Genomic DNA, 12,598 nt, shown 5'->3' on the forward strand with positions numbered 1-12,598 from the left:
GCTCAGAATACAGTTGATATACGAAATAGAAATGAGGCGCAGGAGTTCTTTTCTGGCCCTGAGAATGTCCTATGTGCGTTAGACGGCGATCAACTGAATGTCGGTAACCTTGCGAATTTGAAAAATGTTGTCTTTTTGCCCTACCAAGATTTAGAGCATGAACTTGGGCTTTATTGGGATGCTCGTCATGACAAAATTTATGATGAAGGATTAAACGTTAGAGGAAACTCACCGAAAAAACGGGGAAAATCTCTACTGAAGCAATATTCACACAATAAGCTTAAAACAGAGTTTGAAGTGTTTGAGTTTCTAATTAATCACTCACCTGATGGCATCGATGAATATCAAGCAAAACTGATAGAGTTTTTGTCCAGATAACGGTTATTGCTTGCATTTGGCAGTAGGTATCTATATTCAAGCAAGATACTATGCTCCTGATATAGATCGTTGTGTCGTGGCTCAGTAAATTTGGCCAAATCGTTACTCCTCGAACGTCTGGTGTTTGTCTTTTGCTGCCTACCAACTCAGCTCGCCCAGTATAATCGCGTTAGATAAAAAATGAACGCAACCGCTCACAAAAAATAACGATGAAATTAACGCTATCGATCTCCTTGCTCCTCAAGACTGATGCCATGAATTGTAGTACAGATTTTATTAGCCATGTTCACAACCCTGAAGTAGACAACAATTTATTTAATCGGACATTTTCCCGTTGGAGCTCTGTATTGACGGCCTCTAAGCTGTCTACTTTTTTTGACAATGACGCGATTTCTTCGTCTTTATTCACTTCAATGTCTATCCCTAAAAGCTCACTCATCGGGTTAGGCACACTTCGAAATTGAAGAGCTTTCTCGCGCGTTTTTTTAAGCTCTTTGTTGAGCGCCATGATCTGAGTCTTCTTTGCTGCTTTGAGTTCGATAAGCTCTTCACTTAACGCAGACACTTGTTCCCACGCAGCAGCGATGCTCGCTTTAAAACGACTGATGTAACCGTCACGGGTTTTTTTAGCTACTTTGAAGTAGCGTTGCCTGTCTTTATTATGCGCCCGCTTCGTAACGCCGGAGATTGACGATAAAAGCGCGTAATCATTTAGAATTAACTGAATTATGCTGTTCACTGGGGCAATGGCTTTTACGACTTCTTCTTGTATATGTTTCTCCAGAACACTGAGTTCAGAGAGGGAAGGATCTGAGCCCCGACCTGATTGCTTGTCATAGCGCGCCAATTCTCGTGCAATGAGGTCAAAGAATTTAACAAAGATATCGCGATAGCCAATGTCTGAGGCTTTTTTCCCCAATAAGCGAGGACATATCGATGAGAAATGGCGATATTGAAGCTCAATGTCTAGCAACAGCATGGCCACCACTGCCACTTTTACATCGGAGGTAACGGCATAGCTATTTAAGTGGTGTGACGCCGTCTCAACACACACCGTAGCCCTATGCAAAGAAGGCGCATCAATCGGTTTTAACTGGCCATCAAGCTGCAGTTGTTCGTAAAGCGTGGCTTCAATGTCAGCGAATTCTGATTTCAGTGAATCAATTTCGACGAAAACATGTTCGAGGGTCACCCCATGAAGTGCAACTTCATCGTCATTGCCTAGCGCCTGATTCGGTTTAGCATTCATTGTCGGTCTCACAGAGTTAGTTAATGACGATTGTATAAATAACTGAAAGCGAAATATGAACACAGCCCGTAAATTACTAATAGGTTTGTGTTTTTCACTGTTGTAAAGAAAACACTAGTTTTACCTTCGTAAATGATTTTTTTATACCCGTCAGTACGTTACAAACATCTTTGTATACCCTTGCTTAATGACGTGAACACCGATTGAACGAGTGTTTTGTAAGAATAACGAATATAAAATATAAACCTCTGTCAGCACTGGTTTTTTCGTGATAAAACAGATTTTTTTCTATTTTTCCTTAAGGGGAATTTTACTAGCGCTATCATGCATTAATAACCAAATTAGCACGATTTTGAAACAGCGCAATAACCGCGCTTGAAAGCGCAGCCGTTTGTGTCACCAGTGAGTTGTTAGGACAGCATTTTTCAATCAGTCTGTTGTCTTATCGTACATTGGCCATCCCAGTCTTTGTGACATCAAACTCTTCACCGTAATGCATCGGCATAGCTGAACTTGTCCACCCGCCGGCCTTTTGAATTTGATCTAATGAGATACCTCGTTCAAACATGGTTACCACTCCACCGACCCGGGTACTATGGCAGCTTGGTTTGAATTCTAAATTGAGTGTTGCCGCTAAATTCTTATATCTGGCCAAGAGTGCATGGTATTGCATCGCGTTATCTTGTACCGTTTGCTTGGGTGATAATTTTCTCAATAAGGGGCCATCCGCAATGCCCGTTCTTGTGAGCCATTTGTCGATAAGATTGATAGTGGTTGTTGAGATATAGCCGTACTGGCCTTTACCTGATTTATCGGTCTTGGAGCGAGGCGCAAAGATCCGTTGTTTAGCAAAATCGATGTGATGGATCTCAATAGCTAACAAATTGGATGCTCGGAATATCGTGTCTATCGCCGTATTAAAGATGACGGCGTCACGTAACCCAATCAGCGGATCCGTATCGAGTTTTGCATTGATGGCGTCAATAATTTCAAGGCGCATAGGCGCGGCTTGAGACTGACGACTGGGCTTTTGATTTATCTTATGGTTGGTGTATTCGGCAAAGAGTTTTGACTGTTTCCACGGGTCCGGCAATTCGCTTACACCAATGAAATAGCGCACTGACGCAATTTTTCGACGTATTGAATGATGCTTCAGTTTGGTCGACATCAAGTAGTCCAGATAGGCACGACATGTTGTTTTAGTCACATTGACATCACTGGCCATCGCCGGTAATGCATTATCTTTGCAAAACCCTAGGTACTGATTAAAGTCATACTGATAAGCGCGTTTCGTATTTTCTGACTTCAATTCCCATACATCGTCCTTTAACTCACGTAAGTTTCCAATTACGCGATCTCGATCTGATTCAGCGATCGCCATCGGTACATTTTCTACATGAATTAACATTGCGCTCATAAATAGGTGCTTTTTTATAATTTAAGATAATTCGACTTATATTGAATAATAGAGCAGGGGAGAGGGCAGATCAAGAAATCTCTTTTGCGTTACTAGTAACGCTTTATTTATATCTTATTCTTAGTACAACGATACGCAATACAAATAGCGTTACTAGTAACGCTTTCATTCTTTTTTGTTTTTAAGGTAATATGAGAGACAAGAAGAAGAAGGGGTGAACAATGTCTGACCAAAGCCTTTGGCAACAATTTCTACATGCGCAATTAAACACGTTCTTATCAACCTTACAGGAAAAGGATAAGGTTACCAACGTAAATATAGACAAGCTCGAGCGTGATGTTTTAGCGTTAGGAAAAAGCATGGGCTTCATCGCGTTGAGAAAACATATTAAGCCTCAAAAGCTAGGTGAATTTGAACAATCTTTCACCTTGTTCAAAGCACAAAAAGAGCAAGAGTTGTGGTCTGACTATCTAGCTAATCACCTATTAAAATTTTTATCTTCCATCCCCGAATCAACGTATCTGAAAGACAAAGAAGCCCTAGTAAATGCTGACAGTGTAACAATAAAAGAATGGCAAACACTGGCCCCAAAAGCCCTATATTCGGCTATGCGAGCGTGGTTACCCCAGGCCTCAATTAAGCAATTTCAAAATCGCTATCGGGCTTATAAGCACCGCGGTATCAAACGCACTGACACCATAGATGTGAGCCCCCAAACCAAAGCAAACATTGATATGGCAAAAGCTGAATTGCATGCCAGTAACTATGATGAGGTATTTGAACTCCTATTCTCAAAGCATTACAACGTCAGTGCCGACAGTGAAGTTAGAGCGGTAAAAGAACAGATTTCCAATGCATTACCTGCCTCCAAAAACCTGTTTTTGGAAGAATTCATGCTTAGATTAAACCCAAATGACAGAAATAGAGTCAAGTTACTCATCGAGAATGCTTTCAATGAAGGCTGGGATAGGGCAAAGGCATGTAGAAAGCGAAAAGGGGACCCACGCGCAGAAGCGTTAGTAGATTGCAGTATTTTCACAACTGCTGCGAACTTCTCGACTGATGAAAGTAGTGACTAAGACACCTTGGAAAATGGCCGGTATTGTAAGCCAGGTTTAACGAAGCTAAAGAAAAGGCGATACGTTTCGATTAGACCGAACCTTTTATTATTATGGAGAATGGAAGTTGTGCACCAGTAACAAAGAGTGTTACAAGGCGGGGAATCGCCCCAGCGAATACCAGGGCATAGAAAACAAACCATGATTTGTTGAGCCTTCACTCCTTACACATGGCCTTATCAATGTGTGATGAGGTGACAACGTCATTAAGCGGGTGAGCATTGCGAGCAGCTTACGGGTAAGTATCAACGTTTGTTTCCGATAATTTATTCCAGCGAATTCCCATCCCACTCATGGTTAGGATCGGGCAGAAAAGTCAATCCCATACCATCAGCATCACTAGCGCTAAGCAACCACCCTCCAGGTACCTTAGTTCGATATGTGTGCCTAAGGACACCCGAAGTACCTTCGTTTTTAAGTGGTTCCCAATAAAGTTTAGGTGAAGCTTTGGACCCACTTGTGAAAAGTCCCATTATTTCTCCTTATTTGATAATTCTGTGTAGCAGTTTTATTGAGGAATGTGCTTATAGGTAGCAAAGAACCAACACAGATTATTGCTTAGCGTGATAAAGCGGAGAGGAGCAGCTGTTGCAACTAACACGACGGCGGCTATCTGTTGCATTATGTGCACCTAAATTTCGAAGGGATTTTGAACCACAAAAAGCGCAAGCTATCCCATTTTTTGTCTTCGCTGTAGGGTTCTTGGCTAAATATTCCTGCAAATTAAGAGGGAATTTACGTTTCCAGCCAACAAAGTTATACCAAGCCACGAAAGCAATTACGGATGTTATTGCTAAGATGTACATTGATTGATAAAACATTAAGTATTAAGTCCCTTTAGTACAATTGAGTTCTAATAAATACTATCAACGCTATTAAATCAGTCAAGAAAAATATAAGCAAAATCTTTCATAAGTCATTGTTAAAGCGTATGTTTTATAGGCAACTCGAAACTGACAATGCGAGCTGTAAGGGTTGAATACATTGGAACGTAAATAAAATAAAAAGCATATTGTCATTGCATAACGTTGATAAAACTCTAATCGATTATGGGCTCTAATTGATATTCATAGCCTTTGAAACAATCACCCTCATCAGTAATTAATGTTACAAAGCCACTATCTTCGTTGTAGTGCGTAACAATGCCTTCAACGTAATCAAGTGCGTTTATAGGGGCAAAAAAGCGTTGACCAATCATTGCAGGAACTTACGGTAACCAAATGTATACTGGATAACGTATTATTATTTGATGTGGATGAGCGATTGTTTAAGCCGAAACCTCTAATTATGAATGTAACTAATTAGGAGAGATTTACAGAGCCAACACAACAGCGGGCGTTAAAACTCACTAATTGTACAAAAAATCCACAATAAGTTACCCTGTCACCTGAGTAAATCTTGAAAAGGACATCAGATGAACAGACTCTTTTTATTTTTTGTGGTAACGCTCACATTTCCCCTTTTTTGCGCAGCAGGTGTAAATGAGGATACCCTCGCACTCTACTCAAAATGCAAAGGGGGAAGGGATAACCTGGATGGCTACTGTAAATGTATTGCGGTGAGAACTGCGGAAGTCGCCACCCCAGAACAACTGAAGCATTTTTCTGAACATCCGACTGAAATCAGGAAAATACTCAACGAAGATGAAATCTCAATCTCCATCCCGTTTGAACAGGCCGGAGTCATCAACGATCACACCAATTTATTTTGTGTTGGTATGCCCACATCAGCTGAACAATATTGGAGAAACTACAAGTTAAAACCCAAGTCTGCCTTAGAGGAGGGCATCGAGGAGCAAGGGCGACAGTTAAATGCACTACTAATACAGGCGATGTCTCAAAATGACAGGGCTTGCTATACCACAACAATATTAGGGGGAAGTTGCAAGGACATGTGTAAAAATGAAAACACGTGCCCTGGAGGCCCTAAGTATGCACTTTTGAGGGGGCTCGCCTTAGCTTGTAAACAGGATCCTAGTAAGAAAGCTTGCCCACAAGCGGCCACAGCACTTCAAATTGAAGATTGGCGCACGCTTTCTCAATTAATTAACAGTGTACCCAGACAACTTATTGAGGACATATCCAAAGGTAAACGCAGAAAATACACGCCTCAGGAAGTTTATCAGGTCATTCAGGCAAGTAACTACCTGATAAGCTCATGCAAGTCCATTAGCGGTGACGCATTAGATAACGCGCAAGCAGTACTTAAGGTACAACACGACAAACTATTCAAAAACTTTGAAATTTCACAAATTTTATTAAAAGTCGTTGAAGGGAATGGTACCAACTGGGCCAAAGCGCAAGCCTGTGACGCGAAAATCACATTGCCATTTTTGTTTGGGATGACCGAAGCTCTCGATGAAAAGCTTACCGAAAGCGTCTTTTTCTCTACGTGTCTAGCAAATAGTAAATCCATGGCGCACTGCCAATGCTGGTACGATGTTTATACACAAACTGACAAACAGGCAAAGAGCCGGGCGTACCCTTTAAACTTGATGGATCCGCAACGCCCCGCCTCTAGAGCAAGACGTAATACCCTAACCCAAGGTCAGAGGTTTGCAGCCATGAGTTGCCCTGAATAATGCTACCTAATCAGCTGCATTTTCCTTGTAAGCGCCTAATTAGATATGAAGCGATTAAGGGGCGCTGACAGGGTAACATAATTTGTAGCACCATAATTTGTAGTAGCTCATATCTGATCTCACAGTTTCGATGAGTCGGTTTTGACTCCATCTGACAGGCAGCTATGAGCGTGAAGCGGACCTTGACGGTTACTAACGCGCTTGTCCGTTGTAGACATGGGGCGAACGTTCTACGCCCAAAGCAGCGACAGCGTTAGCTGTCCGACTGACTCTATTTGTTAGCCTCGAATTGCTCCAATGCCTCCGCTTCAGGCCTGAAGTAGGCGTTTATATAAGATTACAATTGATAACCACTTAATCTTCCCCTCAAATAACTGCCTTTTTTCTTTTAAACGAAGTCAAGCTTTCAGAGAGTTAATTGTTTTAATATTTTCACTTCGTTCCGATGTATAGGGCGGTATAGAGTATGTACCCACAGCATGTGCTACCAAATCACTCACCCCCTCAGAGTACAGAGAAACCTCCCCAACCACGAGAGTACGGCCGACTTTTATCAGAGAACATTCCGCAATGATTCGCTCATTTGCCGATGGCTTACGTAAGAAGTTGATGTTAAGGCTAGTTGTTACTGCCAATGGCACGATGCCAATTTTACCAAGTATCGCCACATAAAGTGCCACATCAGCCACACTCATTAAGACAGGCCCCGAAACCGTTCCGCCAGGACGTAATTCATCCTGACCCACATGATGCGATACAGTCGCTCCACCGTTGCTCACTGCTTCCACAACGCATTTGCTTTGTGGAAACTCCGATTTCATGAAAGCGATAACTTCTTCTTTTGTAGCTGTCATTGAGACTCCTCAAATATTTATTCACGTTTATAGGCACCTGGTGAAGCGTTGCTCCAAGACTTCTATACCCCATTGTAAGCCTAGTTTCTCTTCCACCAATGCAAAGCCCTGACTTTCATACAGAAGCTAGAATTTTATCGCCCCGTTTGATCGTCCAAATCTCATTGCTTGGGTTATATAGCCTTCCAATAAATTCCGCCATGCTACTCGCCACTGAACACGCAAATTCCCGACCAAAATCAGCCACTGACTGAGTTGAGAGACAAGTGGAAGCCACGAACTGCTAATCAAGTTCGACCACTATTTTACCAATCTGCTGATTTGACTCCAGATAGTGATGCGCTGCTACTATCTCTTCAAATTTAAAGCTTCGATCAATGACAGGCTTGAGTGTTCCCTCGGATAAACCCGAGAGGATAAATTGCTTTGCTCTGCGAAAACGCTCGATGTCTTTTATAACTTCAGTAAACACATACCCCCTAACTGTCAGACTTTTACGAAGTGCTATTTTTAAGGGAAGAGGAGTTACTTCGGGACTTAATGCTCCGTGCACTATTATTGTTCCTTCAGGGCTTATTGCTTCAGCAATTTCAGCTATCTGCGGCCCACCGACAGCATCAAATGCGATTTTTAAATTGTTTGCTCCCAAGATGCTTCTCAAGCTATCCAGTAGCGGTTCTTCTTGGGTTGCAATCACATGGGCCGCGCCAGCCTTGAGCACAGCAGCCTTTTTAGCTCCTGTTAGAGTTGTAGCGATAGCGGTACCCCCCAGAGAATTCACAATTTGAATCGCAGCCAATCCAACACTGCTCGATGCGGCGGTTATCAGTACTGCATCGCCTTTTTGCACGTTAGCAATTTCGACCAAAGCGCCATAAGGTGTCAGGTACTGCATCCAAGCAGCTGCGCCTTCGGCAAAGGTTAGCCCTGCTGGTTTGAGTGCCACATATTCATTTGGTACGACAACCTCTTCTGCGTAGCAGCCGTTCTGAGAAAGCCCCATCTGAGGGACAATACAAACCTCGTCCCCAAGGCGTAAATGATTTACCTCTTCCCCGACTTCAATGACTATCCCGGATGCTTCATAGCCGATTCGCGAAGGGAAGTCAGCCTTTTCTATATAGCTGCCTCGCCTAAACATGGCATCAGCACGATTGAGCCCAACAGCTTTGACCGCAATACGTACATCAGTGGCCTGCAAACTTGGACTCGCCAGCGAGTCAATAGTTAATACCTCGGGGCCACCTAATTCATGGAAACGAACAGTTCGAATTAGTTTTCTTGGGCTCATATGCATCCTCCACAATATCTTTTTAAGCAATTACATCAATAACGACTTTACCCATGGACCCCAACTCTACAGCATTATGTGCATCCATTGCCGTGTCAAGGGAGAAGCGTAACGGATCGAGTAGTGGCTTAATTTGTCCAGCTTCAACGAGAGCCGTAATTTGCCGCAGAATGTCACCATGATGTTTGCGCCCCTCTCCGCTGAGCTGTGGGTGTAATACAAAAATCGCTGATAATGTTGCAGAGCGCAATGACGACGGTGCCAGGTTATGTGAGCCGAATGCAGCACAGCTTAAAATATGTCCATAATGTGCAATGATACCTAATGAGGCATCGAGTACAGAGCCACCGACAGTGTCGTAAATGATATCGAATCCTTTGCCTTGGGTGTATGCGTCCACGTACTCAGCAGGGCTTGCAGTGTGATAATCAATTGGCGTGGCACCAAGCGCCTTGAGCCGTTGTTGTTTTCCAGTCGATGCAGTGGCATAAACGTCGGCTCCTAAGGCCTTAGCAATTTGCACAGCTACATGTCCAACTCCGCCAGCTCCACCTTGGATAAGAACTTTCTGGCCCGCTTTAACATTCGCCTTGTCAACCAAACCTTCCCAAGCGGTAAGTGCAACCAGAGGTAAAGCCGCAGCTTCACGCATGGACAAATTTTTCGGTTTGAGAGCAAGTAACTCAGCATCTACGTTGGCATATTCAGCCAATGTTCCTTGCAATCCTCGCACTCCGCCAGTCAGACCATAAACGGCATCGCCTACTGCAAAGTCGGCGACGCCGTCGCCGATAGCAACAATTTCTCCAGCTAAATCGGTGCCAAGTACTGCGGGTAATTCCGGCATGGCATAAGGAGCGATACCTTGGCGGATCTTGTAATCAATAGGATTGACTCCACTTGCAAATATTTTTACTTGCACCTGACCTGCTGATGGAGAGGGTAAGTTAATCAGGGCATCCCGGAATACTGTACCCTCTTCATAGCTATCTAATGCCAAAGCACGCATTTGTCTTTTTAACGCTGTCATCAATAACCTCACAAACTGAATATTCAGCGGGTGGTTAAATCACCCGCTGGTTAATAGGTTTTTTATTAAACGAATTAAAACTCTTGAACAGTTGGGCGCAGAACAATCTCGTTGATATCCACATCCGCAGGCTGCTCAATTGCGTATGCGATAGCACGAGCAACAGATTCAGATGGAATTTCATTTTGCTGATAAAAATCTTTTACAAAGGCTGCCCCCTGAGTATCTGAACTTCCATGTTTTAATTCAGATTCGACTGCACCTGGTGAAATGATTGTTGAACGAATGTTACCTCCAACTTCATGGCGCAAGCCTTCGGCAATAGCGCGAACAGCGAATTTGGTTCCGCTATAAACCGTGCCGCCGGGACTGAATACTTTGATACCCGCTACGGACGAAATATTGATAAAGTGGCCTGTTCCCTGAGCCTGAAAGATCGGAAGCGCTGCGGCTACTCCATACAGCAGACCTTTAACGTTGATGTCAATCATGCGATCCCATTCGTCAACTCGAGTCTCAGCTAACGGTGCAATCGCCATTAACCCTGCATTATTGATAACCACATCAATTTTACCGAAGCGCTCTTGTGCAAGATTTACAAGGGCCTTCACTTCGTCCTGGCTAGTCACATCTGTCGCTTGAACCGCAACTTTTCCACCCGCTGTGCGTATGTCAGCAGCAATAGCTTCAAGCTTGTCGATGCGTCGGGCACCCAAAACAACAGATGCGCCAAGGCTGGCTAAATGTCTTGCCGTGGTCTCGCCTAAACCGCTGCTACCACCAGTGATAACAACGACCTTACCGTTGATGTTGTTTGCTAAAACACTGCTCATAGTTAATATCCTCAAATCAGTTGAATAAATGACTCTGTCTAAATAACGAGCAAATTATCCCTTACCGTCAAAAATCAATAAATGGAAACGTTTTAATTTCACAATTCCATAATTTGGAATAATATTTATGTATTCATTTCAAACCTGAATGTGACTGTGATGCTTAACAGATTGGAAATGCTCCGGATATTTTGTACTGCTGCTGAGTCTCGCAGCTTTAAAGAAGCGGCTAACCGTCTGGGAATTTCTCCTCAGGCAGTCACACGAGCAGTGAAGGAGTTAGAGCGATTGCAAGGGGAGCTTTTATTTCATCGAAATACTCGACACATACAAGTGACCCTAGTTGGAGAAAAATTTGCTGTGATAGCAAAAGAACGCCTGCGTGCTGTAGATGAATTGTTTCAAACAAGCACCCCTAATTCGGGTAATGAATTACAAGGGCGGGTTCGTATCGCAGCGCCTGTTGGTTTTGGTCATAAATGCTTAATGCCAGTATTACTGGAACTTTCAACAATACATCCTCAACTGGATATAGACCTGACACTCAGTGACGAGCGCGTGGATGTAGTTGACGAAAAAATAGATATTGGGATTCGTATCGGCTTCATGAGAGATAGTCGATTTATTGCCCGCCAGCTCACCAAAATTAATATGTATGTCGTGGCTTCGCCTGAGTTAATAAATAGAGTAGGAAGGCCTGCGTCTATTGAAGAACTAAACCACTTGCCCGCTACAGGGTTAGTAGATCGCAATACGGGAAAGCTTTGGCCATGGGTTTTTTCCATGGAAAGACAGTGGACGCCATCCATAACACGTTTTCGAAGTGCCGACACCGAAGCTGAATTAATGGCTATACAAAATGGACTAGGTTTTGCTCAAATTCCTGACTTTTTGGTCCAAGACTTATTACGCCAAGAGAAACTTATAAGAGTGTTAGAAGAGGTCGAGCCGGTGCCTTGGGATTTATATATTTATCGCCCTCAACGTGGTCCAGTACCACAACGTATTCGATTGGTTTTTGATCACTTGGTGTCAAGATTGAGTGTCCGCTAATGGCACAAAGCAGAAGTAGGTAGTCAATAATCTGTACTTCAGCGCATAATATTTAAATGCTTGTCGAGTTATGGTGGAAACTCCAGTCCAACGAGTCGGTTATGGGTTACGTAACTCAGCGATGAAGGTCAACATTCACGCATGATAATGCTTGTTATCATGCGTGAAACGGAAGTTATGATAGCTAAGGTTCTTTTTTGTTAACCACCTTAGTTTGATTGAAATTTTTCGTTAAGTTTTTGCAGTGAACCTTAAAATCAGATGACGATTTGTCACCTAGCGTAACTTTGAATCCTTTTCTCTTTAAAAAATCAGCCAATCGCGGCGATAGTACCGACTCCACTGACATTGAGTCATAGGTTAACTCGTATTCTATGAATAACAAAAGAGTAGTAAAAACTTGTTGATTTTGGATCATCGGGTCAATAGCGATCGTACTTAAGCAAAAATGATTCTGTCCTCTAACTGTATTACATCTTGCGTAAATCTCAATTTTTGAGGTTTTTAAGAGTTTACTACGAGGTTTGCCGTTATCCATAAAAATATCGTGAAACTCTTTTAGTAGTTTAATTGCTTCTTCTAAATTTTTTGAAGCTGTTCTATTCATTTTTGTCAATCCGAAATTAAGTTTATGACTTGGACTATCTATAAAACAATCGGTTATAAATCCTTTTTAACGAATTGAGTTTGTGACTATGGAAGCTCGAGGTAGCTTCAAATTGCTCCATCACTCGAATTGTGCCTGGTCTCCAGAGCAGTTTATGATAAGTGTATAGTTCTGCATCGCTTAATAG

Annotated in this window: 12 protein-coding genes; 4 read left to right on the plus strand and 8 right to left on the minus strand. The window is 42.8% G+C overall.

What is annotated here, in order from left to right; genetic code table 11:
* Positions 1–378, plus strand: a 378-nt coding sequence (locus V7R35_RS16080; RefSeq protein ID WP_334015954.1) for a hypothetical protein, incomplete at its 5' end; no start/stop codon positions are given.
* Positions 379–664: 286 nt separating this feature from the next.
* On the opposite strand, the gene V7R35_RS16085 is transcribed toward V7R35_RS16080, so the two are convergent.
* Both V7R35_RS16085 and V7R35_RS16090 read right to left on the minus strand, forming a co-directional pair.
* Entirely contained in the window at positions 665–1,627 is a 963-nt protein-coding gene (locus V7R35_RS16085) for a hypothetical protein (RefSeq protein ID WP_334015956.1), read from the minus strand.
* Positions 1,628–2,069: 442 nt separating this feature from the next.
* Positions 2,070–3,044, minus strand: a complete 975-nt coding sequence (locus V7R35_RS16090; protein ID WP_061487031.1) for a tyrosine-type recombinase/integrase — start codon at positions 3,042–3,044, stop codon at positions 2,070–2,072.
* A gap of 221 nt (positions 3,045–3,265) precedes the next feature.
* On the opposite strand from V7R35_RS16090, the gene V7R35_RS16095 reads away from it, so the two are divergent.
* A complete protein-coding gene (locus V7R35_RS16095) occupies positions 3,266–4,123 on the plus strand; it encodes a hypothetical protein (protein WP_061487032.1) in 858 nt (285 codons plus the stop codon).
* A gap of 1,078 nt (positions 4,124–5,201) precedes the next feature.
* Here V7R35_RS16095 and V7R35_RS16100 read toward each other — a convergent pair.
* On the minus strand, positions 5,202–5,360 hold the full coding sequence (locus V7R35_RS16100) for a hypothetical protein (protein WP_156079180.1): 159 nt from the start codon (positions 5,358–5,360) through the stop codon (positions 5,202–5,204).
* Between the two features lie 216 nt (positions 5,361–5,576).
* Here V7R35_RS16100 and V7R35_RS16105 point away from each other — a divergent pair, with 216 nt between their 5' ends.
* Positions 5,577–6,743 carry a hypothetical protein gene (locus V7R35_RS16105; RefSeq protein ID WP_202285656.1) on the plus strand — a complete coding sequence of 389 codons (1,167 nt, stop codon included), beginning with the start codon at positions 5,577–5,579 and terminating at the stop codon, positions 6,741–6,743.
* Between the two features lie 398 nt (positions 6,744–7,141).
* Here V7R35_RS16105 and V7R35_RS16110 read toward each other — a convergent pair whose 3' ends face one another.
* The 4 genes from V7R35_RS16110 to V7R35_RS16125 form a co-directional block, all read right to left on the minus strand.
* Entirely contained in the window at positions 7,142–7,597 is a 456-nt protein-coding gene (locus V7R35_RS16110; RefSeq protein ID WP_014976569.1) for a PaaI family thioesterase, read from the minus strand.
* Positions 7,598–7,880: 283 nt separating this feature from the next.
* Positions 7,881–8,888 (minus strand): zinc-dependent alcohol dehydrogenase family protein, encoded by a 1,008-nt coding sequence (locus tag V7R35_RS16115; RefSeq protein ID WP_014976570.1) that lies wholly within the window; start codon positions 8,886–8,888, stop codon positions 7,881–7,883.
* Positions 8,889–8,910: 22 nt separating this feature from the next.
* Positions 8,911–9,918: a zinc-dependent alcohol dehydrogenase family protein gene (locus V7R35_RS16120; RefSeq protein ID WP_014976571.1), complete on the minus strand. Its 1,008-nt coding sequence runs from the start codon at positions 9,916–9,918 to the stop codon at positions 8,911–8,913.
* Between the two features lie 74 nt (positions 9,919–9,992).
* The gene (locus V7R35_RS16125; RefSeq protein WP_014976572.1) at positions 9,993–10,751 is read right to left on the minus strand and encodes an SDR family oxidoreductase; all 759 of its coding nucleotides are present in this window, start codon (positions 10,749–10,751) and stop codon (positions 9,993–9,995) included.
* 159 nt (positions 10,752–10,910) lie between these two features.
* Between V7R35_RS16125 and V7R35_RS16130 the strand changes: the two genes are divergently transcribed.
* Positions 10,911–11,804, plus strand: coding sequence for a LysR family transcriptional regulator (locus tag V7R35_RS16130; protein WP_014976573.1), 894 nt, complete (start codon positions 10,911–10,913; stop codon positions 11,802–11,804).
* A gap of 184 nt (positions 11,805–11,988) precedes the next feature.
* Here V7R35_RS16130 and V7R35_RS16135 read toward each other — a convergent pair whose 3' ends face one another.
* Positions 11,989–12,411, minus strand: coding sequence for a hypothetical protein (locus tag V7R35_RS16135; protein WP_061487080.1), 423 nt, complete (start codon positions 12,409–12,411; stop codon positions 11,989–11,991).
* Positions 12,412–12,598: the final 187 nt, after the last annotated feature.

This window comes from Alteromonas sp. S167, from assembly GCF_036864375.1.
GTDB lineage: Bacteria > Pseudomonadota > Gammaproteobacteria > Enterobacterales > Alteromonadaceae > Alteromonas.